This is a genomic window from Labilithrix luteola (assembly GCF_001263205.1).
GTDB classification, from domain to species: Bacteria; Myxococcota_A; Polyangia; order Polyangiales; family Polyangiaceae; genus Labilithrix; species Labilithrix luteola.
In genome coordinates this window covers 4,633,544-4,657,736 of the sequence record NZ_CP012333.1, presented here as the reverse complement: position 1 = coordinate 4,657,736, position 24,193 = coordinate 4,633,544, and the positions used below count along the sequence as shown (strand labels likewise).

23 protein-coding genes are annotated in these 24,193 nt (G+C 65.4%); 5 read left to right on the top strand and 18 right to left on the bottom strand.

What is annotated here, in order from left to right; translation table 11 throughout:
- Positions 1-4 precede the first annotated feature (4 nt).
- The 3 genes from AKJ09_RS53125 to AKJ09_RS20675 all read right to left on the bottom strand — a co-directional run bounded on the left by AKJ09_RS53125 (position 5) and on the right by AKJ09_RS20675 (position 2,567).
- Complete coding sequence (locus tag AKJ09_RS53125) at positions 5-691, bottom strand: aldehyde dehydrogenase family protein (protein WP_169927702.1); 687 nt, start codon at positions 689-691, stop codon at positions 5-7.
- The gene (locus AKJ09_RS20680; RefSeq protein WP_146648932.1) at positions 688-1,509 is read right to left on the bottom strand and encodes an alpha/beta fold hydrolase; all 822 of its coding nucleotides are present in this window, start codon (positions 1,507-1,509) and stop codon (positions 688-690) included. Before AKJ09_RS20680 ends, AKJ09_RS53125 begins: the two co-directional genes overlap by 4 nt.
- A 137-nt stretch (positions 1,510-1,646) precedes the next feature.
- Positions 1,647-2,567 carry an alpha/beta hydrolase gene (locus tag AKJ09_RS20675; RefSeq protein ID WP_146648931.1) on the bottom strand — a complete coding sequence of 307 codons (921 nt, stop codon included), beginning with the start codon at positions 2,565-2,567 and terminating at the stop codon, positions 1,647-1,649.
- A gap of 189 nt (positions 2,568-2,756) precedes the next feature.
- On the opposite strand from AKJ09_RS20675, the gene AKJ09_RS20670 reads away from it, so the two are divergent.
- The 4 genes from AKJ09_RS20670 (at position 2,757) to AKJ09_RS20655 (ending at position 5,894) form a co-directional block, all read left to right on the top strand.
- Positions 2,757-3,701, top strand: coding sequence for an AraC family transcriptional regulator (locus AKJ09_RS20670; RefSeq protein WP_146648930.1), 945 nt, complete (start codon positions 2,757-2,759; stop codon positions 3,699-3,701).
- A gap of 187 nt (positions 3,702-3,888) precedes the next feature.
- Positions 3,889-4,686: an SDR family oxidoreductase gene (locus AKJ09_RS20665; RefSeq protein ID WP_146648929.1), complete on the top strand. Its 798-nt coding sequence runs from the start codon at positions 3,889-3,891 to the stop codon at positions 4,684-4,686.
- A gap of 123 nt (positions 4,687-4,809) precedes the next feature.
- Positions 4,810-5,598, top strand: coding sequence for a hypothetical protein (locus tag AKJ09_RS20660; RefSeq protein WP_146648928.1), 789 nt, complete (start codon positions 4,810-4,812; stop codon positions 5,596-5,598).
- Positions 5,599-5,600: 2 nt separating this feature from the next.
- The gene (locus AKJ09_RS20655; protein ID WP_146648927.1) at positions 5,601-5,894 is read left to right on the top strand and encodes a hypothetical protein; all 294 of its coding nucleotides are present in this window, start codon (positions 5,601-5,603) and stop codon (positions 5,892-5,894) included.
- 25 nt (positions 5,895-5,919) lie between these two features.
- Here the strand turns inward: AKJ09_RS20655 and AKJ09_RS20650 are convergent, their stop codons facing one another.
- From AKJ09_RS20650 to AKJ09_RS20635, 4 genes are all read right to left on the bottom strand, one after another.
- Positions 5,920-6,816, bottom strand: a complete 897-nt coding sequence (locus tag AKJ09_RS20650; protein ID WP_146648926.1) for a rhodanese-like domain-containing protein — start codon at positions 6,814-6,816, stop codon at positions 5,920-5,922.
- 32 nt (positions 6,817-6,848) lie between these two features.
- The gene (locus AKJ09_RS20645) at positions 6,849-8,789 is read right to left on the bottom strand and encodes a family 2A encapsulin nanocompartment cargo protein cysteine desulfurase (protein WP_240488533.1); all 1,941 of its coding nucleotides are present in this window, start codon (positions 8,787-8,789) and stop codon (positions 6,849-6,851) included.
- Positions 8,776-9,675, bottom strand: coding sequence for a family 2A encapsulin nanocompartment shell protein (locus tag AKJ09_RS20640; protein WP_146648925.1), 900 nt, complete (start codon positions 9,673-9,675; stop codon positions 8,776-8,778). Before AKJ09_RS20640 ends, AKJ09_RS20645 begins: the two co-directional genes overlap by 14 nt.
- A gap of 216 nt (positions 9,676-9,891) precedes the next feature.
- Positions 9,892-10,290 (bottom strand): Dabb family protein, encoded by a 399-nt coding sequence (locus AKJ09_RS20635; RefSeq protein ID WP_146648924.1) that lies wholly within the window; start codon positions 10,288-10,290, stop codon positions 9,892-9,894.
- A gap of 125 nt (positions 10,291-10,415) precedes the next feature.
- Here AKJ09_RS20635 and AKJ09_RS20630 point away from each other — a divergent pair, with 125 nt between their 5' ends.
- Positions 10,416-10,766, top strand: a complete 351-nt coding sequence (locus tag AKJ09_RS20630) for a winged helix-turn-helix transcriptional regulator (protein WP_146648923.1) — start codon at positions 10,416-10,418, stop codon at positions 10,764-10,766.
- Between the two features lie 14 nt (positions 10,767-10,780).
- Here AKJ09_RS20630 and AKJ09_RS20625 read toward each other — a convergent pair whose 3' ends face one another.
- The 11 genes from AKJ09_RS20625 to AKJ09_RS20575 form a co-directional block, all read right to left on the bottom strand.
- The gene (locus AKJ09_RS20625) at positions 10,781-11,722 is read right to left on the bottom strand and encodes a pyridoxal-phosphate dependent enzyme (protein ID WP_146648922.1); all 942 of its coding nucleotides are present in this window, start codon (positions 11,720-11,722) and stop codon (positions 10,781-10,783) included.
- Complete coding sequence (locus tag AKJ09_RS20620) at positions 11,719-11,955, bottom strand: ACT domain-containing protein (RefSeq protein ID WP_146648921.1); 237 nt, start codon at positions 11,953-11,955, stop codon at positions 11,719-11,721. Before AKJ09_RS20620 ends, AKJ09_RS20625 begins: the two co-directional genes overlap by 4 nt.
- Positions 11,952-13,604 (bottom strand): acetolactate synthase 2 catalytic subunit, encoded by a 1,653-nt coding sequence (ilvG, locus tag AKJ09_RS20615; RefSeq protein ID WP_146648920.1) that lies wholly within the window; start codon positions 13,602-13,604, stop codon positions 11,952-11,954. Before ilvG ends, AKJ09_RS20620 begins: the two co-directional genes overlap by 4 nt.
- Positions 13,601-14,617: a ketol-acid reductoisomerase gene (ilvC, locus tag AKJ09_RS20610; protein WP_146648919.1), complete on the bottom strand. Its 1,017-nt coding sequence runs from the start codon at positions 14,615-14,617 to the stop codon at positions 13,601-13,603. The genes ilvG and ilvC overlap by 4 nt, the downstream gene beginning before the upstream one ends.
- Complete coding sequence (gene ilvD, locus AKJ09_RS20605; protein ID WP_146648918.1) at positions 14,614-16,281, bottom strand: dihydroxy-acid dehydratase; 1,668 nt, start codon at positions 16,279-16,281, stop codon at positions 14,614-14,616. Before ilvD ends, ilvC begins: the two co-directional genes overlap by 4 nt.
- Before the next feature lie 306 nt (positions 16,282-16,587).
- Positions 16,588-17,415, bottom strand: coding sequence for a DUF6585 family protein (locus tag AKJ09_RS20600; RefSeq protein ID WP_146648917.1), 828 nt, complete (start codon positions 17,413-17,415; stop codon positions 16,588-16,590).
- 191 nt (positions 17,416-17,606) lie between these two features.
- Complete coding sequence (locus AKJ09_RS20595; RefSeq protein ID WP_146648916.1) at positions 17,607-18,158, bottom strand: RCC1 domain-containing protein; 552 nt, start codon at positions 18,156-18,158, stop codon at positions 17,607-17,609.
- Positions 18,159-19,087: 929 nt separating this feature from the next.
- Entirely contained in the window at positions 19,088-20,473 is a 1,386-nt protein-coding gene (locus tag AKJ09_RS20590) for an RCC1 domain-containing protein (protein WP_146648915.1), read from the bottom strand.
- Positions 20,448-21,824, bottom strand: coding sequence for a hypothetical protein (locus tag AKJ09_RS20585; protein WP_146648914.1), 1,377 nt, complete (start codon positions 21,822-21,824; stop codon positions 20,448-20,450). Before AKJ09_RS20585 ends, AKJ09_RS20590 begins: the two co-directional genes overlap by 26 nt.
- The gene (locus AKJ09_RS20580) at positions 21,821-22,501 is read right to left on the bottom strand and encodes a hypothetical protein (RefSeq protein ID WP_146648913.1); all 681 of its coding nucleotides are present in this window, start codon (positions 22,499-22,501) and stop codon (positions 21,821-21,823) included. Before AKJ09_RS20580 ends, AKJ09_RS20585 begins: the two co-directional genes overlap by 4 nt.
- A 600-nt stretch (positions 22,502-23,101) precedes the next feature.
- The gene (locus AKJ09_RS20575; protein ID WP_146648912.1) at positions 23,102-24,022 is read right to left on the bottom strand and encodes a hypothetical protein; all 921 of its coding nucleotides are present in this window, start codon (positions 24,020-24,022) and stop codon (positions 23,102-23,104) included.
- Between the last annotated feature and the right edge of the window lie 171 nt (positions 24,023-24,193).

The following is a 24,193-nucleotide window of genomic DNA, read 5'->3' as shown; positions in this document are numbered from 1 at the left end:
GCCGCTACGATGTTGCGATCCCTCCAATACCGCGAGTAAAGCGATGTAAATCGTCGTAAAGACGCTCCCCCGCGGCGATCGTACGCGAATCGAGCAGGCGACTCGAGATCCGCGCGCATCGGTGCGAGAGCTGTTGCGCCAAGCGCAGTGCGTGCGGCCGGTCGAGAGGTGTCCCGTAAATGGTGGCGGCTGGAACCTGGACGAGCGACGCGACCAGCCGTGACAGCTCCACCTCGTCGGCACAGGACACGACGAGAAGGGTGGGACCGTACTGCCCACGCAACACCCACGCATGCTGGACGGCAGCGCTCGCATCGACCTGGAACAGCGTCTCCGCGGCCTCGTTCGCAGCGGTCACCGACTCACCGTGGGCGGCCAAGCGCACGCCCGGAATACTGCGGAGTCGTTCGACGCTTTCGACGTACCGGACGACTATCTCCTCGAGGGGGAGCCGGAGCGGCGGGCGGGACGCACATGAGAACTGAAGGCCATCCATCAGCTCGCGGGCACCATCACCGTCTTGCATCACGACGACGCCAGGCCTCTCGCAGGGCGAGAGGAGCGCGTTCGTCAGCAGGGAGTCGACGTGAGCTGCGATTTGCTCGGCACGTGCGTTCAGAACATCGGGCAAGACGAAAAGGATGTTTGCGCGCAGTGCCCCCGCTTCGTCCCCATCACGTTCGCCGCTCATCCCTTGAGGAAGCGGAGGAGATCGGCGTTCAGGCGATCCTTGTCCGTCGTGAGAAGACCGTGAGACCCCCCCTTGTAGACGAGGAGCTGCGAGCCTTTGACGAGCTTGGAGGCGGCGATCGCGCTCACACCGATCGGGACCATCTGGTCGTCGTCGCCGTGCACGATGAGCGTCGGCACCGTGAACTTCTCGAGATCCTCGGTAAAGTCCGTCTCGGAAAACGCCGTGATGCAGTCGAGGGCGTTCTTCAGTCCGGTCATCATTCCCTGCAGCCAGAAGGTCTCGCGCACTCCCTCCGAGACCTTCGCGCCCTCACGGTTCGCCCCGTAGAACGGGATCGTGAGATCCTTGAAGAACTGCGAACGATCCTTCGTCACGCCGTTCCGAATGTTGTCGAAAACCTCGCTCGGCAGTCCGTCCGGGTTCGACGCCGTCTTGAGCATCCGCGGGGTCACGGCGCCGACGAGCACGGCCTGGGCAACGCGGCGACTGCCATGTCGACCAATGTAGCGCGCGACTTCGCCGCCGCCGGTGGAGTGGCCGACGAGCGTTGCCTCTTTGAGATCGAGATGGTCGAGCAACGCGCCAAGATCGTCGGCATACGTGTTCATATCGTTGCCATTCCACGGCTGGCTCGAGCGCCCGTGCCCACGACGGTCGTGGGCAATACAGCGAAAGCCACGCGAGGCGAGGAAGACCATCTGGTCTTCCCACGCATCCGCATTGAGCGGCCAGCCATGGCTGAAGACGACAGGACGACCGGTTCCCCAATCCTTGTAATAGATCTGCGTTCCATCCTGCACGGTGATCGTCGGCATGCGCGTCTCCTCTCTGCGGTTGTCGACGCGATTGCGTCGTATGCTGCCGAATCATGGCCGCACGCGCTCCCACGCTCTTGAACGTGGTTGACCGCCGTCGGATGAAGAGCCGTTCGAGCTCGGCACTTCTCGATGTCTTACGTGTTGGTCACGAGACACTTGCCGAAGAAGTCGACGAGCTTGGTGACCACGCCGGGCACGTACTGCTCGCGATCGTAGAGGTCGACGTGGCTGGCGCCCTCCACCCAGAACAGCTCCTTGGGCTCGCGTGCCTTCTCGAAGGCGTAGGGCATCTGGTAGGCGGTGTCGGCTTTTTCGCCGACGATCATCAAGAGGGGTCGCGGCGCGATCAAGTCGATGAATCGGAAACCGTCGAAGCTCGCGAGACGGTCGACGCTGTTCCAGGTGAAGGTCTTGGCCGAGCGTGAATGCTGACCACGAGCGGTGCAATAGTAGTCCCACCCCTCGAACGCGTACCGGCCGCCCGCGCGCGCTTGCGCCTCCGATTCGGGGAAGAGCGGGAAGCTTCCCATTCCCTCGCCTCGCGCCTCGGCGGTGCGCGCCGCGGCGGCTGCGTCGAGCATGGCCTGGAGGACTGCGGGATCCTGCTTGCCGTCGTGTCCTTCGCGGAACATGCGGCCGATGTCGACACCGCTGATGGTCGCAACGGCCTTGATGCGATGGTCGGTGGCCGCCGCGGTGACCGCGTAGCCGCCCGACGCGCAAATGCCGAGCACGCCGATTCGCTCCGCATCCACCTCGTCGCGCGTGGTCAAGAACGACACGGCGGCCCTGATGTCTTCGACGCGATGCGCGGGATCTTCGAGCCCTCGCGGCATGCCCTCGCTCTCGCCCTGGTAGGCGGCATCGAACGCGAGCGCGATGAAGCCGGCGCGCGCGAGGCGCTCGGCATAGAGACCGGCCGTCTGCTCTTTCACGCCACTGCCCGGGTGGCCCACGACGACGGCGGGCCGCTTACCGCCGGTCGGCTCGTCGGGAAGGTAGAGATGACCGGCGAGCTTCAGGCCTGCGCTAGCGAACGTGACGTCCTTCTTCATGATGTCCTCCATGGCTTTCATCTTGGGCGTCGGGCTCCTCCGGCGGTATCCCGTTCCTGCAGCGCTCTTGCCTAATCCTGCAAGCCTGGAGATTGAGGCTTCTGCGCCTCCGGACTAGAACCGTTGGACGGCCTTGGTCGATCGGCCTAATTCTCCAGGCACATCGAGGATCCAGCGAAGGTATCGAGCATGGATGCAAAGACGGAGAGTTACCGGGAGCTCGTCGAGATCATCACGAGGCACACCTCCTCGGACGGTGAGTTCAAAACGGCGATCCCCACGCTTCACCTGAGTCGGCGATCGTCTCCGAGCCAGCCTCTCCACACCGCCTTGCGACCGTGCTTCGCGCTGGTCGTTCAGGGCGCCAAGAGCCTCACCATCGGGAACGAGACCCTCGAGTACGGCGTGGGGAACTTCCTCGTCGCGTCTCTCGACCTCCCCATCGTCTCGCGCGTGACGGCGGCGAGCGCGACCAAGCCGAACCTCGGAATCGGCCTCGCCATCGACTCGGACCGCCTCGCTGGCATGTTCGCTCGGCTCGACGTGACGAAGCTCACCAGCACGGCTGGCGTCACGACACGCGGAGTGGGCGTCAATCGCGTCTCGCCGCCCCTACTCGACGCCGTCGTACGATTGCTCCGTTTGCTCGATCGCCAGGAGGACATCCCTGCGCTCGCGCCGCTCTACGAACAGGAGATCCTCTATCGCCTGCTCACCGGGCCGTGCGCTTCACGGCTCCTGCACATAGCCAAGGCCGACACGCCGACGAAGGGCGTCGCAAAGGCCACGAGCTGGCTCGCCGATCACTTCGCCGAACCGCTTCGCATCGAGGAGCTCGCGCGGCGCGTGGGCATGAGCGTGTCCTCGCTCCACCACCACTTCAAGGCCATCACGGCGATGTCGCCGCTCCAGTACCAGAAGCAGCTTCGGCTGGGCGAAGCGCGGCGCCTCATCCTGGTCGAGCACCTCGAGGTCGCGCACGCGAGCTTTCGCGTCGGCTACCAGAGTCCGTCGCAGTTCTCGCGGGAGTACGCGCGCATGTTCGGCAAGCCACCGCGACGCGACCTCGATGCCGAGCGCGCCCACGAGCAGCCAGCGAAAACCCGACGAGGGCTTGGCCGCCAGACGCGCTGAGGCCGGTGCGTTGCCATACGAGGAAGAGATGGCGGCCACCTTCGCCTCGGGCGGGGCTGGATGTGCCTCCGCCACCCGACGCGCGAACACTTTGGCAGCGCGTGATGTAGCCTGACGGCCGGCCTTCTGGGCCACGCGAAAGCCAACTCGCGCGGCCGCGTACGACTCCATCGAAGGGAGAGCCTCGGTGAAACGGTTCGCGAACAAAGTGGTGTGGATCACGGGGGCGTCGTCGGGCATCGGAGCGGCGCTGGCCGAGGCGTTCGCCGCCGAGGGGGCGAAGCTCGTTCTGTCCGCGCGCCGTCGTGACGAGCTCGAGCAGGTGGTCGCAAAGTCCGGCGGCGAGGGTCACCTCGTGCTGCCGCTCGACCTGGCACAGCCCGACACCTTCCCGTCCCTCGTCGAGGCAGTTCATCAGCGCTTCGGTCGCGTCGACGTCCTCGTGCACAACGGCGGCATCAGCCAGCGCGCGCTCGTCAAGGACACGCGCCTCGACGTCGACCGCCGCATCATGGAGGTGAACTACTTCGGCGCCGTGGCGCTGACCAAAGCCGTACTACCGTCGATGCTGGCCGCGAAGGCGGGTCACTTCGTGGTCGTATCGTCGGTCATGGGAAAGATCGGGACACCGCAGCGCTCGGCCTACGCGGCGAGCAAGCACGCTCTCCATGGCTTCTTCGACTGCCTGCGCGCCGAGATCTCGGCCGACGGTCTCTTCGTGACGCTCATCTGCCCTGGCTTCATTCGTACCGAGGTCTCGAGAAACGCACTTACCGGCGACGGCTCACCGATGAACAAGGCCGAAGGTGACATCACTGGAGGGCACCCCGCCGAGCTCACCGCGCGCCAGATCCTCGACGCGGCGCACGCTCGAAAGAGCGAAGTCTACGTGGGCGCGCTCGGCAAGGAGCGACTCGCGCTCTTGCTCAAGCGCTTCTTGCCGAGCACGCTCGAGAACATGGTGCGCAAGGCCGTGCCGAAGTAGTCGTCAACGCCGTCGACCTCGGAATCGGCCTCGAGGGGGCCCCCTGAGGTGGCGCCGTGGCGCGGATGGATGACGCCGCCGTTTGCGCGCAACAAAGCCCCCGGCGCGGCCGACAGGGCTGGCATGAGCAACGTGAGCGGCGTGGGAAATCGGCGGGACTATACGAACGAGGAGCTCGAGGCGCTCCACAAGGACCAGGCCAGCGGCGTCATTATGAACAAGGCGCGGCATGATGCGGGCTTCAAGGAGACCGATGTCTCGATGCGCGGCGACGATCCGTCGCTGAACGAGACGCTCCACCACGGCCACATCAACGGCGGCGAAGTCCTCGGCGGAGTGGTCCACGGACTCGAGGTGGGACATGCGGTCGGCGCAATCCACTTTCCCAAGTTCATGGCGTGCGCCCCCGAGATCGCTCTTCCGATTGTCGCAGGACTTGCCGCCCAGGGCGCGCTGTACAGCATCGAAAAGCGCAAGGACGAAGTCAAAGGTGCAGCAACGCGGGATCAGATGCACGCCGCGATGCTCGACAACCTGGAGCTCCCGACCGGCTACGCGAACCAGGCGATCGACAAGCTCGGTGTCTCGTTCACGAACGGATCGCCTGCCGATCGAATCAGCAAGCAGCTGCAAACCACTGACAAGGGGCTCCGCGCGACGCTCCAGCTCCATTGCGACCAGGGCATGCACGCTGCGCGCGACATGTCCGCTTCGGGGATGTCGAAGGAAGCTTTTCTGAAGGCCAATCCCGCAGTCGCCGAGCGCTATGGGAGCGACATGGCGTTCCGTGAAGGATTCGACGGAATGGAGTGGGCCAAACAGCAAGGACCCGCGGTCTACGACAAGGCCGTCTCTGCTCTGATGAGCCGCGATGCGCGCAACGACGCAGCGCACGTCAGCTATCGGGTCTGATCATGAATCTCTACCGAGGGGTTCAGCCTCCCAAGGACCACGACGAGCCGATCCCCGAGTTCCGTCCCAGGAGATCCCCGGGTCCGGTCGCGTGCACCATCTGCATTCTCCTCTGCCTCGCGGTGATCGCCCATCTCGTGGCGCAGGGTGAGACGTTCTATGCCGGCCTTGTCGCCACCTGGATGGTTCTCTCGACGACGGTGTTCGTGGCATTGAAAATACCCGACGCGCTCGCGCGCCGTCGCGCGGCGAAGATTGGTAACGAGCTCGTCGCACAAATCATGGCGCAACGCTGACGGCGTCACGTCTGCCAATGACGATTCAGAGCGTGCGCGGATACGTCATGACGAGACTCATCCAGCACTCTTCGTTCGACGCGTTGACGTAGGCGTGCGGAACGTCGGCGGTGAAGGCGATGGCGTCACCTTTGGCGAGCTCGAAGGTTTCCTTGCCGAGCTCGAGGACCAAACGACCTTGGGTGACGAGGAGATTTTCGCGCGTGCCGGGGGCGTGGGCCTCGGCTTCTTCGCGTGAGCGAGCGGCGAGAAACAGCTCGTAGAATTCGAAGCGGCCTTTGTCGTCGGGCGAGAAGAGCGCGCGTGAGGAGAAGCGTCCGTCGGCGTCGAGGATGGGGCGCGCGTTCGAGCGGCGGAAGATGCGTGTGCCGAGGTCCGTGGGTTGAGCGAGCAGCACGGAGAACGGCACGTCGAAGGCGCGCGCGATCTTCCAGAGCGTGCCGAGACTCGGCACCGTGCGACCGAGCTCGATCTGCCCGAGCGTTTGGCGGCCCACGCCGGTCATGCCGGCCACGATGTCGAGACTCCAACCGCGCTCGGAGCGAAGGCGCTTCAGGTTCTCGCCGACGATCGCGTCGAGCTCCGTCGTCTCCTCGACGGCGGACTTGGGCGGCACGGTGATGGGGAGGCCCGACGCGCGCCACTCCGCGGTGCCGCCGTCCATGATGTAGACCTCGGCCACACCGTTTTGCTCGGCGAGCTGCGCCGCCTGCTGGCTTCGTCCGCCGCGCTCGCAAAGGAAGAGAACGCGCTTACCCAGCTCTGCGCCCGCGAAATCGGTGCGGAGCTGCCCGAGTGGAATCAGACGCGCCTCAGGAACGTGACCGGTGGCCCACTCGTGCGACTCACGTACGTCGACGACGTCGATGTCCCCCTTCGCAATGAGCTCTTGCGCGTCGCGCGGGGCAACCGACCGGACCATCCAATCTTGATATCAGATTCGCCGAAAAGATCTCAGCGGCCGGTCTGGAGCCGGTGGAGAGCGCGAGCGAGCGCGTCGATGTCCTCGCACGTGTTGTATGGCGCGAGCGAAGCACGCACCGTCGCTTCGAGGCCGAATCGCCGGAGAATCGGCTGCGCGCAGTGATGGCCCGAGCGCACGGCGATGCCCTCTTGGTCGAGGAGCCCGCCAACCTCTTCCGTTTTCTTGCCGTCGAGCACGAACGAGAGCACGCCGGCCTTTTGCGGAGCGGTGCCGATCAAGGTGAGGCCGGGCACCGCCAACAGCGCGTTCGTGCCGTATTCGAGGAGCTCGTGCTCGTAGCGCTCCACGTTGTGAACGCCAACGCGCGTGAGCCAATCGAGGGCCGCACCGAGGCCGACCGCATCGGCGATGTTGCCGGTGCCTGCTTCGAAGCGCGCAGGCGGCGGCTGGTACGTGGTGCGCTCGAAGGTGACGTCTTGGATCATGTTACCGCCGCCTTGCCAGGGCGGCATGGCCTCGAGCAGCTCGGCACGACCGAAGACGGCGCCGATGCCCGTTGGAGCGAACACCTTGTGCCCGGAGAAGACGAAGAAGTCGCAACCGAGTGCCTGCACGTCGACCGGCATGTGCGAGACGGCCTGTGCACCGTCGAGGAGCACGACCGCGCCGTGGCGATGCGCCATGTCGATCATGTCGACGGCCGGCGTGATCGTACCGAGCGCGTTCGATACTTGCGTGAACGAGACGAGCCTCGTGCGCGGTCCGAGGAGCTTCTCGTACTCCTCGAGGATGACCTGGCCGCGGTCGTCGACGGGCGCAACGCGAAGACGGGCGCCCTTCTCGGAGCAGAGCTGTTGCCAAGGAACGATGTTCGCGTGGTGCTCGAGCCAGGTGATGACGATCTCGTCGCCCTCACGCACGTTGCGTCGGCCCCAGCTCTGCGCGACGAGGTTGATGCCTTCGGTGGTGCCTCGAACGAACACGATGTCACGCGCCGAAGGGGCATTGATGAACCGGCGCACGGTCTCGCGCGCGGCCTCGTAGGCATCGGTGGCCTTGGCCGCGAGCGTGTGCGCCGCACGATGGATGTTGGAATTCTCGTGCTCGTAGAAGAACGAAAGGCGATCGATCACGGCGCGCGGCTTCTGCGTGGTCGCCGCGTTGTCGAGCCATACGAGGCGTTTGCCTCGCACGGGCTCGCTCAGAATCGGGAAATCCTTCTTGAGGACGTTCGGCTCGAAGATGCGTGAGCCGAGCGTGCGCAACGAGGGATCGCCGGTGGGCGTGATCTCGTACGAGTCGAGCGCGAAGCGAGGCTCCCCGCTCATCGACGAGGGTGAGGGCGAATGCGAAGGCGCGGGTGCGAAACCAGGTTTCGGGTCCTCCGCGGGCTGCGCGACGTCATTCAAAGGGAAGTGAAAGACCGAATCGAAAGGCGTCGCGAGCGCATCGAAGTTGAGCGGCACGTCGAACGGCGACGTACTCGCGGACATGCCCGGCACATCGAACGGCGCGGGACTCTCGGTCGTGCTCGGCACGTCGAACAGCGACGCACTCTCGACGACGCTCGGCACGTCGAGCGAAGGCGCCACGGAACCGATGGGCCCGCCGCGCTCGGCCGTACTGGGCATCGACGGCGCCAGGGCCGTCGGCGGTGACGACAGCGCACTCGTATCCAGCGAATTCGGCACGCTGTTGGTCGGCGGCACGCTGTTCGCGGGCGGCGCGGCGTACATCTGATTCGCGAGCTGCGAGATCGCGTTGGTCATCGAAATCGCGTCCAGCTCCGGAAGGGTTGGACCGCCGGGAATGCGCGCAGCGGCGAGCGCAATTCCCGGCGTCGACGTCATGATCGCGCTCGGATAATTCGGAGTCTCCGTGGTGCGCGGCATGTGCGCGGTCAGCAGCGAGACTTCACCCACCGGCGCGAGTCCCGGCGGCGGACCGCCCTTCGATTCAGGTGTACTCATGGTAGTGGTCGATGGTGACGCCCTCGAGACAACCGAGCGCGTCGTGCGTGAGCACCGCCACGGAGCAGTAAAGCGAGATGAGATACTTCGCGGCGCCCGCCTGATTGATTCCCATCAGGCGAACCGAGAGGCTCGGGTTCACCTCGCCCGGCAGGCCGGGCTGGAAGAGGCCGACGACGCCGCGCTTCCTCTCACCGACGCGCATGAGGAGGATCTCGGTCTTGTTGTCCTTGATGCGAAACTTGTCGCTCGGGATGAGCGGCAGACCACGCCAGGTGAGAAACGGCGCACCGAACATCGACACCGTCGGAGGCGGCACACCACGACGCGTGCATTCCCGCCCGAACGCCGCAATCGCACGCGGGTGCGCGACGAAGAACGCCGGCTCCTTCCATACCGTGGCGATCAGCTCGTCGAGATCGTCCGGCGTGGGCGGCCCCTTGCGCGTCTTGATGCGCATCTCGGGGTCGACGTTGTTCAGGAGCCCGTAATCCTTGTTGTAGAGCATCTCGCTCTCTTGCCGCTCTTTGATCTTCTCGATCGCGAGCGTGAGCTGCTCCTTCACCTGGTCCATCGGGCTTCGGTAAAGGTCCGAGATGCGCGTGTGCACGGCGATCGTCGTGGTGCACGAAGCGAGCGTGTACTCGCGCGGGTTCGGCTCGTAGTCGTCGAAGGCGATGGGCAGGTCTTCGCTCTCCGACGGGCTGCACTTGACGTCGAACTTGTCGTCGAGCGCCTGATTCACGCGATAGACGCCTGCCTCGACGGGCGCCCAAGGCATCATCTGAACGAGCCAGCGCGGGGTTGCGCCACGCCATTGCGGCGGCGTCTTCGTCGTGTTCGCAAGCTGTCGTGCGGCGCGCGGCCCGATCGATTGAGCAGTCATTTGCGAGCTCCTTGTCTCGATTCGTATTCCGGCGGTGAGGACGGGGCAATCGTCATAGCGAACTTGCTCCACCGTCCTCCGCTCGAACGGACGCAATGATCGTCAAACGATGCGATGACGCTTTGCGGCTGCGATCGATTTCGTCAGTCGGCTCGCGATGTTCGACCGGGTGGGAGACGAAGCCGGTCAGGCCATCACCTGTGATGGGTGCAGAGCTCACCCGAGCTTCAGATCAGGGATCGCCGCGAAGAGCGCCGACCACTCGGCGTCGTCGAGAAGCACCTTCTGGGCGAGCGCTCCGATCGCGTCGCGGAGCCCGGGATCCATGTCGTCCGACGATGCGCTCCGAGCGAGCTTCGAGAGCAGCGGCAGGAAGAACTGATCGCCCTCGCGATGCGCGGGCTGACGAAGGTACTGCTCGAGCGCAGCGACGTCCGGGATGGCGACGCAGTAAGAGTGCGTGTAGCCCCCGGCCGGATCGCCGAGGTCTTGTCCGATGACGGAGTACGCCACCGCGTCCGAAGATGCGGTGCGCCGGAGAACGTCGAGCGCACGCGCCTTCGTTGCCTCGTCGACCTCGTCACGAAAGCGGAATCGCAAGAAGTTGAGAATCATGAATCGGCTCCTCGAAGGTTCGAATTCGTAATTCCTCTACTGCGTGACGTTTTCGGCCGCTATCTAGTTACTCGAGGTAACCGACGAATCTGGTAACCTCCTGGTAACCGCCCTTCGAGCCTCCGATGTTGCGCCGTCGAAAGAACAAGACTCCCCCGCTCCCGCCGATCTGCCCCCTCACCGAGTGCATGCGCCTCCTCGGCGGCGTGTGGACCGTGAACATCGTGTGGAAGCTGAGCGGCGAACCGCGCCGCTTCAGCGAGCTGCGGATGGATATCCCGAAGATCTCCGCGAAGGTCCTCACGGCGCGACTCCGCGATCTCGAAGAGAACGGCGTCATCACGCGAACGGTCGTAGCGAGCTCGCCGCCGTCGGTGGAATACGAGCTCACCGAACTAGGGCGAGAGCTCCTCCCCGTGATCGAGACCATCGTCGACGTGGGCACGCGACTCGTGCGCATGCAACAGCCTCGGTAACGGAGAGTCTCGAATCATGCGCCCGCTTCCCGTCGGGTGTCCCGAATCTCGGTGGTGAACGTGTCCAGATCGATGTTGCCGCCCGAGATCACGGCGATCGTTCGTGTTCCCGCTTTTCGCGAGAGTGCCGCGTAAGCGAGGGCGCCTGCGCCTTCGGCGACGACTCGCTCGAAGGACGCGAGCTCGACCACGGCGCGCCGGACGTCCTCTTCGGTCACGGTCACGATCTCGTCGAGGACCTCGGCGCAGATGCGACGCGTCGATTCACCCACACGCCGAACGCGCACGCCATCGGCGATCGTGGTGGGTAGAACGTCGAGCGGGGGTCGTCCATCGAGGGCGCGCGCCATCGCATCGAGGCCTTCGACGTGCACACCGACGATGCGTGTTCCGCGCGACTTCAACGCGAGCCCCAGCCCAGACGCGAGGCCGCCGCCTCCGAGCGGAACGAGAACGACGTCCGGGTGTGCGTCGAGGAGCTCCCAGCCGACCGTCCCTTGCCCTGCAATCACGTCGGGATCGTCGAACGCAGGAAGGAAGCGCCAGCCGTTCTCTCGTGCGAGGGAGATGGCGTGGTCCTGTGCATCCTCGTACGAGCGACCGAAACGAATCACCTTCGCTCCGAGCGCCTCGGCTCCGCGGACCTTCGTGAGCGGCGCCGTGATCGGGACGACGGTATGAGCCTCGAGGCCCAGGCGATGCGCCGCCCAGGCCACGCCGCGCGCGTGATTGCCTGCAGATGCCGCCACGATTGGCCGCCGATCACCGTTCGCGAGCGCCACCAACATCGCGTTCGTTGCGCCGCGAACTTTGTAGGAGCGGGTCACCTGCAGTGTCTCGAGCTTGAGCCACGCGTCGAACCGCTCCGAGCGAACGAGTGGTGTCGGTGCCAGCAGTGGCCTCAGGCGCGATGCCGCCGCGGCAACGTCGGCGACGTCGGGCAAGCGAACCGTCACGGCCCGACCTCCGTGACTTCGACCTGCCGCACGTCGTAGAGCTTCGCGAGCTGCCGGGCCAGCGCATCGGCAGGGCGCGTGCTCTCGACACGCATTCGCACTGCGAGCACGCCATCGCCGGCAGGAACGGCGACGACCTCGATGGGTTCGTAGCCTCGTCGCACCGAAAGCCCGAGAACGCGGACGAGAACGCCTTCCACGCGCGAGACATCGAACTTCAACTCGTGGGTCATCGACCTTCTCCATTCAGCATTTCGGCATTCGTCTTGTTCGGTGGCACGAGCGGCCAGCACATCGTGCGATGGTCGAGGATGACGTGAGCGAGCAGAGGCCCGGGCTCGTCGAGGACCCGGCGGATCGCCTGCGGAACCTGCTCGTCGTGGTCGACCCGAATGGCGGGCATTCCGAAGGCTTCGGCGACTCGGACGAAGTCGGGATTATCGGAGAGATCGATCTCGCTGTATCGCTCGGCGTGAAAGAGCTCCTGCCATTGGCGCACGAGGCCGAGCGCCTGGTTGTCGAACAAGACGATCTTCACCGGCAGCGAATAGCGTTTGATCGTCGCGAGCTCCTGCACGTTCATGAGGAAGGAGCCATCGCCACTGACGGCGATCACCCGCGCGTCGGGTCGACCGAGCTGCGCGCCGATCGCGGCGGGCAAGCCGTAGCCCATCGACCCGAGGCCTCCACTCGAGAGATGGAGTTCGGGACGTCGAAAGCTCACATGCTGCGCAACCCACATCTGATGCTGGCCAACGTCGCACGTGACGATGGTTCGCTCGTCGAGGAGCTCGGAGAGCTTTCGAAGGAATCGCGGGCCGTCGACCGCTACGTTCGAAGACTCTGGCATGGGCTCACGCTCTTTGTCCGCGAGGCAGGTGGCGCGCCAATCGGCACGCGCGCATGAAGCATTGAGCCCGCGCAAGGCAACGCGCAGATCCCCCACGAGCGCGACGTCGGAGCGACGGAGCTTGTCGATCTCGGCGGCGTCGACGTCGGCGTGGATCACACGAGCATTCGGCGCGAAGCCATCGAGCTTGCCCGTGGCGCGATCGTCGAAACGCGCTCCGAGGCAGACGAGCAGATCCGAACGCTGGACCGCGAGGTTCGCCGCACGCGAGCCATGCATGCCCAGCATGCCGAGGAGAAGTGGCTCGCTCCCGTCGACGGCTCCGATGCCTTTGAGCGTGGTCACCACGGGGATCCCCGTGGCAGCAATGAACGCGCGAAGCTCCTCGATCGCTCCTGCCATCGCTACGCCGCCACCGACGTAGGCGATGGGTCGCTCGGCCTTGCGAAGGAGCTCGCCTGCCCGCTCGAGCGCCGCGTGATTCGGTGAGGGAGGCACGGCTGCGCGGATGGGACCGAGAGGTTCGAGCCCGCTCGCATCGGTGTTCGCCACGTCCTTGGGAACGTCGATGAGCACGGGGCCTGGACGTCCCGACTTCGCGATCCGGAAGGCCTCCGCGACGACCGCCGGTAGATCGGCGACGTTCCGAACGAGGAAGCTGTGCTTCACGATCGGCATGGTGAGGCCGAAGATGTCGACTTCCTGGAAGGCATCGGTTCCGAGCACCGTCGTCGGTACTTGTCCCGTCACGGCAACGACGGGCACCGAGTCGAGCGCAGCATTGGCGAGGCCGGTGACCAGGTTCGTCGCGCCGGGTCCCGAGGTCGCGACGCAGACGCCGACACGGCCCGTTGCTCGCGCATAGCCATCGGCAGCGAGCGCGGCGGCCTGCTCGTGACGCACGAGGATGTGCCGCAGGCGCGAGCCCACGAGCGCATCGTAGAACGGCAGGATGGCTCCTCCCGGATAACCGAAGAGAACGTCGACGCCTTGGTGCTCGAGAGCGCGAACGAGGAGATCGGCGGCGTTCATGTGGCGGCCTCTCTCTCCGTGGGTCGAGCGAGCCACGCCATCCGCGCGCGGAGTGAAGCGCCGACCTTCTCGATGGGGTGCGCGAGGTCGCGCGCGAGGAGTCTCTCGTAGCGGGGTCGGCCGGCCTGATTCTCGAGCACCCACTCCGTGGCGAAGGCGCCCGAGCGGATCTCTTCGAGCAGCGTGCGCATCGACGCACGCACGTTCGCGTCGACGATCCTCGGGCCACGCGAGAGGTCGCCGTACTTCGCCGTCTCGCTCACGAAGTGGTGCATGCGCGCGAGCCCGCCTTCGTAGAGGAGATCGACGATGAGCTTCAGCTCGTGCAGGCACTCGAAATAAGCGACCTCGGGCTGATATCCCGCGTCGACGAGCGTGTCGAAGCCGGCGATCACGAGCTCGGTCACGCCACCGAGGAGAACGGCTTGCTCGCCGAAGAGATCGGTCTCCGTCTCCTCGGCAAACGTGGTCTGGAGCACGCCCGCGCGCGTTCCGCCGAGACCATGCGCATAGGCCATGGCACGGCCGAGCGCCTCGCCCGTGGCGTCTTGCGCGACCGCGACGAGGCAGGGAACGCCGTGTCCGTCCGAATACTGCCGACGGACGAAGTCACCGGGGCCCTTCGGCGCGACGAGCACCACGTCGACGTCCTGCGAAGCTCGGATCTGACCGTAATGAACGTTGAAGCCATGGGCAAAGAGTACGGCCGAGCCCTTGCGCAGTGCGGGGGCGACGTGGTCGCGATAGAGCGCAGGCTGCGCCGAGTCCGGAACGAGCATCGCGACGAGATCGGCACTGCGAGCGGCCTCGGCGGGCGCGAGCGGCGCGAATCCATCGGCGACAGCGCGCGCGAAGGACGGCCCTTCCGGCCTCAGCCCCACGACCACGTCGTGTCCCGAGTCGCGCAGGTTCAGTGCGTGCGCACGGCCCTGGCTGCCATATCCCACGATGGCGACGCGCTTTCCGTGAAGAGAACGAAGTTCGGATTCCTGGTGCACGGTCGACGTATTCATGGATTCCTCGTGGTGCTCTCGAACGTGGTGACGGCGCCGGTCGACGCCGAAGAGACGAGTCGTGCGTACTTGGCGAGCACGCCGCGCGGCGCTCGCTTCGAAGTCGGCAGTGGTGTGGGTGCGCGGTCGTCGAGCGACGCTTCGACGTCGATCCGTCGCTCCTCGACGTCGATCACGATCATGTCGTCGTCGCGAACGCGCGCGAGCGGCCCACCGAGCGCAGCCTCCGGCGACACGTGACCGACGACGAGCCCGTGCGTGGCCCCGCTGAATCGCCCATCGGTGACGAGCGCCACCGAATCGCCGAGGCCTGCTCCGACGAGCGCCGCGGTGACGGCGAGCATCTCGGGCATGCCGGGCCCACCGACAGGGCCTTCGAAGCGAAGGACCATGACGTCGCCCGGTCGGATCGCTCCACGACCGATGGCATCGAACGCTTCCTGCTCGTGATCGAAGACCCGCACGGGACCGCGATGACGTACGCGCTCGTGCCCCGAGAGCTTCACGATGCAGCCTTCGGGCGCGAGCGAGCCGCAAAGCACGGCGAGTCCTCCGGTGGCGTTGAGCGGCTTGTCGAGCGGACGAACCACCTCCTCCCCCGGCGTCGCCTGCGCGGCGCGTGCGAGCTCGAAGAGCGTCTCGCCGGTGACGGTAGAGGCTTCTTGGAGCAATCCAGCCTCGAGAAGGCGACTTGCGACGAGCCGCGTTCCGCCGGCTGCTTCGAGATCGGGCGCCATGAATCGGCCGCCGGGCTTGAGATCGGCAAGCCACGGTGTCCGACGTGCGATGGCATCGAAGTCGCCGAGCGAAAGCGACACGCCTGCCTCGTGCGCGATCGCGAGGAGATGCAAAACGGCGTTCGTCGATCCGCCCGTCGCTGCGACGCCGGCAATCGCGTTTTCGAACGCAGCCCGCGTGAGGATGGCTCGCGGACGCGTCCGCTCTTTGACGAGCTTCATCACGCATTGTCCCGCCGTGCGCACCGCATCGGCCTTGCGTGCGTCGACCGCTGGCACGTCGTTCACGGTCATCGCAGAGAGGCCGAGGAGCGAGAGCGCCATGGCCATCGTGTTGGCCGTGAACTGCCCTCCGCACGCGCCAGCGCCTGGGCACGCCGCCTCCTCCAGCTCGCGTAGCTCGCTCTCTTCGAGCTTCCCCGCGGCCTTCGCGCCAACGGCCTCGAAGACGTCCTGCACCGTGACGTCACGCCCTTTGAAGCGGCCCGGACGGATCGAACCGCCGTAGACCACGAGCCCCGGAACATCGAGGCGCGCGAGCGCCATCGCCGCGGCCGGGAGCGTCTTGTCGCAACCGGCGAGCACGAGCACTCCGTCGAGCGAATGCCCTTCGACGACGAGCTCGATCGAGTCGGCGATGGTCTCGCGCGAAACGAGCGAAGCCCGCATACCGGGCGTACCCATGGCAATACCGTCGGAGACGACGATCGTATTGAATTCGATCGGCGTCCCTCCGGCCTCGATGATTCCCGCCTTCGCACTCTCGGCGAGCTTGCGCAGGTGGACGTTGCAGGGCGTGACCTCCGCCCACGTATTCACGACGGCCACGAGCGGCCGCTCGATGGCAGCAAGCGGCAGGCCTGCTCCTCGAAGCATCGCGCGCGCTGGCGCGCGACTCATTCCACGTTTGATTCGATCGCTGTTCATGGGACCTCCGACGAGGCCCCGACCGCGGTTTTTCAGGGAGCAGAAACGAAAAACCCCGCTCCCTCTTCCGAGGTGCGGGGCCTGTTCACTGGGTTACAACCACTCAGGAACGGGCTCGCACCTCGCACTGAATGATAATAATGCTGCTAACGCCCGACTCACGCGCACCAAATCCGCACGCGAGACCCGCGCACGAGAATTGATTGGTGGAGAACGAGAGTTTCATCGGCGGGCAGCTTGCTCCTCGGGCCCGCTCGTTGTCAACAAGCGCGCGAACGTTCGAATCGATTCCAGACAAACGATTCGCTAGGCGCCCGCCCCAACCTCTCGATTCCGCTGTGCCCGTCCGCGGCGTATCTGCTCGTAGAGGGCGAGCAAGATGGGCGCGTTGGCCACTTTCAGATAGGGCACGGCGAAACTCGCGCGGCGGCCCTTCACCCTCAACACGCCAACGCTCACGCCAAGAGTCTCGACGTCCGTCCAGGCGACCGTGCGCGTCTTGTGTGAAATACCATCGCGCGAGACGACGAACGGACCGAAGACGAGCGGCGTGCCCGCGTCGAAGTCTGCGCTCGCGACGGGAAGCTTGCGACGTATCAGCTCGGACTCGATGCGAGCAAAGAACTCATCCACTCGTTCGTAGATGCTCATGAGTTTGATCTCCCGGCCGTCGGCAGCGACGAAGCGGTAGATACGCACGGTACGAACGGGGACGCCGTTGACGCCGACGCGTTGCACTTGCGCATACCAGCGGGCGACGTCTTCCCAACCAAGCACCGTCGTCCCGCGACGGAGGTGCGCGACGATACCGCCAGCGTGCATCGCAAACGTGCTGCCGTGGTAGCGCCAGAGATGCCTCACGGAGACGAAGGCGAGGGAGCCGAAGAGGCCGGAGAGAACGAGTGCCGCGAAGGCCGTCTGCGCACGGGTCGCCTCCGCCTCCTTCTCCGCCATCGCAAACGCGGAGAGCACCACGATACCCGCGAAAAAGAGGCCGAAGAAGACGACGGCCGCGACCATCCGAAACGCCTCTTTGCGAGAGACGCCTGTCTCGTCGATGACGGCGCCGAGACGCTCAAGGTGGTCGCGGGACGACACCGCGTCGTGGGCACGAAAGGGCTGCGGGGCGTCCATGACGGCGTGGACGATAACGCAAAGGAAAGCATCGTTGCGTCCCCTCTGCCAGGACGGCGCCACGTGGGCGACGGTGTTCCGGTTCCGTTACTTGGTTGACGAGCGCCCGCACGACCGAACGATTGCGCTCTTCGAACGCGCGCTCGTACGCGGCGTGAAGCGGCGGCGCCTCACGGGCCGCGGCGCGCCTGTCACTCGGGCAACAACACCTGCACCGGGACGAGGGTCGGGTCCTGGATGGTCCCGTTGCCGAGCTCACCGTTGGGGTTGTCTCCCCAGCAATAGACCTTCCCCGTGGTGAGCAGCGCGCAGGTCGTGTAGGTGCTGGTTCGGACGACGGACGCGGGGCCGGGTAAGCCCTTCACCTTGACCGGAGTCAGCGCGTAGTCGTACGTATCGTCGCCCGCTTGGCCCGAGGCGTTCGAGCCCCAGCAGTAAACGTTGCCCGAGACCGCCACGGCGCATCCGACGGCGGCGGGGGCGGCGCGACTGCTGTTCAGGGCATACTCGACGTCCATCCGTGTCGCCGCCGGCACCGCGATTTGTACCGGCGCGCTCGCGCCCACCGTCGTGTACCCACGCACGGTCGATCGAAGGAGCGGCCCCGTTCCCCAACACCAAATCTTGCCGTCATTGTCGAGCGCACAGGAGCGGGCGACATGTACGATGTTCGTGAGCCCGGGCACGCGTTCGGGCTTCGGGACCTCGGTCGACACGCTGTTCGCCGCTCCCCAACGCGCCACGGTGCCGTCGTCGAGCGGCGCGATGAATCCGTCACTTCCGTTTCCGAGGACGAGCGACGTTGCGCACGGCTCACGGACGCCGGCGACGCCGGCGACGTCGACGACGGGGGTTCGAAGAAGCCGACGAGCCCGTCGTCACGAACTCCTTGCGATGCGGGGTTGCCTCCTGGCGTCCCCGCGGGGTGGGCGCTTCATACGGAGTACGACCCGGCCTGCGGCTTCGACTACCCGACGGACACGACGTACCTCCCCAAGCCAGCCACCTGGGAGCCTTGCTCCATCAGAGCGGCGGACGCTGGGCTCTCGGGTCCTTCGGGCATGGTCTGCCGCGTGATGGCCATTCCGTGGACGAAGCTTCAAGGAGGACCGGGCACGCTCGGTATCCGTTCCGTCGACGTCCAGGACGGACGCGCCCTGATGCTCGTCGACCGAGGGGACCTCGGGATTTCATCGAGACGGCCGTTCCCGACAAGGTCGACACATTCGCGACCGGCGAGCTCGTTCCAACGCTCTCCCCTACCAGCGACGACGCGGATCTCTTCTATTCGAGATATCACTTTCAAGGCGACGAAGTCTTCTGGGTCGCCAGCAGCTCCATCCGCTCCAAGCTCAAACTCTGGACGAAGGCGGACGGCGTCCGACGAACCTGGTGAGCAGCACTGGGGCCGACAAGGCTTCCGGCTCATTCGCCTTTCGGATGGCGTCTCATGGCTCGTTACGGACGACTCCGTCGAGAAGTCGAAGGAGCTCGCCTTCGACCGGCGCGAGGTCGATGCCTCTTACGAGCGTGGAAGCAGGAGAAATGGACGTCCAGGCCATTTCTCCCGTTTCGCGAAGCGGCGCACCGAACGGTTACGCAGTGAAGAGCGACGGCCCGCTCGGCATGTCCGTCTGTGGCGTCGGCGCGTACAAGACGATGGGCGCGCGTCTCATGGCAGCAAGACCTCGACGGGCTCGAGGCTCGGTTCCCATATGGCGCCGTTTCCGAGCTCGCCTCTGTCGTTCTCTCCCCAGCAGTACACCTTGCCGTTCGTCAGAAGCGCGCATGTGGCGAGTGCGTCAGTTCGAACGATGGACGCGGGGGCGGGTAGGCCCTTCACCTTTACAGGACTGGTCGCGAAGTCTCGCGTACCGTCGCCGGCCTGTCCGGAAGTGTTCGAGCCCCAGCAATAGACGTCACCCGAGAGCGTGACGGCACATCCGCGTTGCGGGTCGTAGGAGCCCGAACCGTAAAAAGCACCGGTCGTGGCCACGCTGACCGCGAGCTCCGGGAGCATGACTTGTCGTGGCAACGCGTTCGACAGCGAGTCGCCCGCCTGCGGCAACGTCGCTCCCCAGCAATAGACCGAGCCATGTGCGACGACGCACGCGTTTCCGCCTTCGGCGTCCACGTAGGTGACTCCGGTCAGGGCGACCGGCTTCGGTCGCGGATCCGGGGAGAGCGACGAAACACGGCCAAGCAGAGGCTTCGCGCCCCAGCTGAGAAGTGTTCCGTCGGTTCGGAGAAGGAACGTCGCACCGGCGACGAAGATATCCTGGATGGGTTCTCCGTCGGGGATGCCCACCGTCGTCACCGGGTTTGCGGCGGTCACGCTCTCGTTGACCGTGGGAGGCCGCACCTGGCCGTTGCCGTTCAGCCCCCAGCACGCGACGCTATCGCCTTCCACGACCGCACAGCCGACGGAAACGGTCCCCCATGCCTGGGAGGAGCCATTCATGAAGTCGACGTGCGTCGCCGTCGGGATAGCCATTTTCACGGGGCTCCACTCCGTCGAGTACGCATTCGTCGTCGACTGGAGGAACGGGCCCGTGCCCCAGCACCACGTCGCGCCGTCCTTGTCGACCGCGCAGGTATGCGAAAGACGAACGACGTCCTTGAGTCCAAGCACGCGTTCGGGGACGGCGCTCTGGTAGACCGAGCTGGGCCTTGCGAGCTGGCCCGAGTCGTTGAATCCCCAGCAAGCGACGGTGGCGTCGTCGAGGAGCGCACAGAAGCCAGCAGTACTGCCACCGATTGTCGTGACGAGCGACTTCGCGCACGCCGCGTCCACGCATTGAATCGGCGGAGGCCCCGCGTCCGACGTCGCGGCGTTGACGGCGCCCGTCTCTGCCGCGTCGGCATCAGCGCCAGCATCGGCGATGGCGGCCTCGCCCGCCTCTGCGTCGACAGAAGCGTCGCTCGTTTCGTCCGTCGTCAAGAACGTCGTCGACGTGGTCGAGCAGCTCGCGGCCGCCACCAGAATGCCGAGCGCACTCGTTCCCAGGACGAACGCGCTCGATGCGCGGCGATCAAGGAGTCGATTTGTGATAAACATTGTACTGTCCGACGGCCCAGAGGTTCTGACTCGAGGTTCCCCGAACTCGGTAGAGCGGGTTCGAGCTCGGAACGCCGTTGATGGCGAGACGAGAGTTGTCGTACGACGGACTATCGCCCCAGATCGACTGTCCACGAATGAGCGCGCTCCTCTCGCCCGAACTGGCATAATCGTAGGTCGCGATGACGAACAGGTCGTCTTCTGACGTGCCCCAGACGGACCCTAGCGTTGCCGTCGCCATGCTCTGGGGAGGTCGCGTGGTTGCGACCCTGATCTGATCACCGGAAAGGCCGACATTCAAGAGTACGTTCTTCCCGTTCTCGTCGACCGCTTCCGTCGCCGCGAGCACGCGATTCTTCGAAGGGTTGAAAATGCCCTGACTCAGCCTGCCGGGCACCATGGGCAAGTCGTCCCTCGGGGAACACCCCGATGCGAGAGGAATGCCGTCGAGCACCGTCCGGTATCCATCCGCGGTCTTGTGGACGAGAATCGCGCAAGGCGATTGGCCGGTCGAACCGAAGCCGTCCAAAACCCGACCTCCGGCGAACCAGAGATCATCCGGCCCCGTGCCACCTATGTCGAAGAAGTCGATCGGCGATGCCTGGTCGACGTCAACGAAGCCCTCGTCGATCCACTGCAGGGTCTCCGCCCCCGCGTCGGCACCTCCATCGGAGGCCGCGCCTGCAGCGGCGGACTTATCGAGGCGGTAGATCTTCCCGCACCCCGCCACGTAGACGTTTCCGTCCTCGCTGCCGCCGACGGCGGCTCCCAACATATACAGATCGCAAGAAACTTTGCCGCTCGCCCAGGTCCACTCCGTGGCAGGCGGGACGGGGCGACGTCCTCGAACGACGACGGTGCCGAACGAGTCGCCAAGAAAACCCGAGAGGTCGGAGACGGTAAAGTAGACCGTGTCCTCGTCGGGCGCCCAGAGCCTCCCGCCGAAAAAGTAGGGCGGCAAGTGGGGCTGGACCCCCTTGAGGAGGGTCCAACCGGTATTCGGTGTCCACTCGCCGATTGTTAACCCGATGTAGGCGCTGTTCATCATGGCGAACGCCCGCTTCTCGAAGGGCACGACGTCTTTGACGTAGATGTTCGTGCCCGGAAGCGTCGTCTTGCACCAGCCGTCGGAGCTGCATGGCATCGCTGCGTCCGCGGCGCTCGTATCATCCGCCTCGGCAGCATCGATATCGTTGGGAGGAAGCACTGCGACGTCGGCCGAAGCGTCGGAAGAGACCGATACCGTGTCGCCCGACGGATCAGCGGGAGTCGCGCAGGCGACGATGCAGGCAGAGACGATGATGCCTGCCACGAACGCGGCACTTCGACGAGAGAAAATCCCAGATCTCATGGCTCACCTCCAAGCGTGAGGACGACACCATCCCCGCCGATCCATACTTTTCCGGGCGTCCCGGTCCACACCGTGTACAAATCGGGGCGTCGACCGCCGAGTCCTCCTACGGCGATTCGCGACCAGTGCGTTCCGTCCCAATGGATCACGCACGAGGCGTTTCCAACGGCCCAAACGTCGTTCGGTGAGGTGCCCCACACGGCGTTGAGCGCCTCCGCCGCCGGGACGTCGCTGACGACGTCGAGAGCATCTCCCGTGCCGGAGTAGTGGCGAATCGTCCCTGCACCACCGACGGCGAACATCTCGCGCCCGGTGGCCCAAACGCCCTTCAGCCCCATCCAGGTCTGGCTGTCGATGGCGGTGATCGTCGGAGCGTCGCTTTGCGCACCGGTGACGTGCAGCGTCGTTCCGGCTCGCCCGACCGCCCAGAGATCGTCCGCCGTCGCGCCGTGCACGGCCTCCATCCACCAGCAACCGAGGTACAGACAAGCGCCCGATGGGAGCACATCGAGGATCACGAGGGTTCCGGCATCCGCGTTGATGCGCGCACGCCAGAGACCATTCAGCGGATGCAGACTGTTCGAGTCGGCGGTCGTGCCCCAAACCCACTCCGCATCCGGCGTCGACCACAGAGCCGTCAGCCCACCGCTCAAGGTGGCAGGTGTGGAGACGTCCATGGCACTCAGCCAACCGTCCGCCGATGGTTGCGCGCCTGTGGCCGCGACGAGATCGATGCCTCGCACCAGAGTGGAGGCAGGGCGGATCGACATCCAAGCCAGTTCCCCGGAATTGCGGAGCCACAGGCCGCGCACGGACTCATCGGTGGGCGTTTCGGAGCGCCTCCACACGGTCCCGTCGAAGTGCGCCATCGCACCGGCAGCGCCCCCTGCCCAGACGTCCGACGGCGAGCGCCCTCGAATGACGTCGATACGGGTACGCCGGTCGAAGTCGGTCCCGGCGTCCGCCCCCCGAAGAGAGCAAGAGGACAGAAAGCTTCCGGCACACAAGGGTCGGTGTCAGTTCCGCCGTCGACGCTTGCGTCGGAAGGAAGGACGGCTCCATCCGCACTGGCGTCCGCAGGGATGTGCTGGCTCGAATCGTCCGCCGGGAGCGAGCCGTCCTCACTGGTGTTGGCACACGCGCCGAGCTCTACGCTGACCGCGAAGGCCGCGAGCGTCGAAAGCGCCGAGAGATGACGTAGCCTCATGTTCTCACCTCGCGTTCGACGCGCCGCCTTCGCCGTCCGGACACGTTCGTTCTCGGTTCGAAGCGCGCCATCATTGCGGCCCCGTTCCGGTTTGAGGAGGACACGGCTCGACGGCGCAACGTCCGCCGATGCAGGCCTGGTCCTTCGCGCATTGAACCCCGCATCCGCCGCAGTTGCTCGGATCCGAACGGAGGTTCGTCTCGCAGTTGTCGCTCGGATCGTTGTTACAGTCACCATGGCCGTCCGCGCACACGAACGCGCACGAGCCGTACAGGCACACACCGATGCCGTTACTCGTCTCCGAGAGCCTGTTCTGGTCGACTCCAATTCGACAGGAGACCCCGCAGGCACCGCAGTTCGCCTTATCGGACAGCAGGTCGACACACGCTCCGTCGCAAAACGTCTGACCGGGCGGGCAGAGGCACTTCCATTGTTGCTCGAACTGGGCGCATACCTGCCCGGGCTCGCATGCGATCCCGCAGCCACCACAGTTCTGCATGGTGGTCGTCCGCGTTTCACAGCCGTCGGCGAGATCGTTGTTGCAGTCGGTGTAATCGGGCTTGCATTTTACGTGTCCGCACTGACCCGCACCGCAGCCGTAATAGGCATTCGGAATCGAGGGCGCTCCGCCCCCCGTCGGGTCGCAGGCGTGACCGCAGGACGAGCAATTGGCATCGTCGGCGCTCAGGTCGTAGCAATAGCGGTTACACAAAGTTTTGCCGGCAGGACATCCACACTGGAATGAAGGCGAGCCGTCGGCGGCCGGGAGACACGGCTTGGCAGGATCCGTGCAAACGTCTCCGCAGGCGCTGCAGTTGTCCTTGGTACCCAGCGTAACCTCGCAGCCATCCTCAATATTGGCGTTGCAGTCGAGTTGCTTCCCTTGACACGTGAACACGCATTTGCCGTTCGAGCACTGAGGCGTGCCAATGGTGCCATTGCCGGTGTTGCACGACACACCACAGGCACCGCAGTTATTGACGTCGATCATGAGGTCCACGTCGCACCGGAATTGCGAACCTGGACACGTCGCAGTGTGATTCGTGCACTTTGTGCTCGGGCAATACGAAATCAACGCGTTCGTGGCGTCGTCCGTCGAGGCGTCACCGCTCGAAAAGCTCGGTGGTGCCGACACATCTTCAGACGGACGCTCGAACTCGAT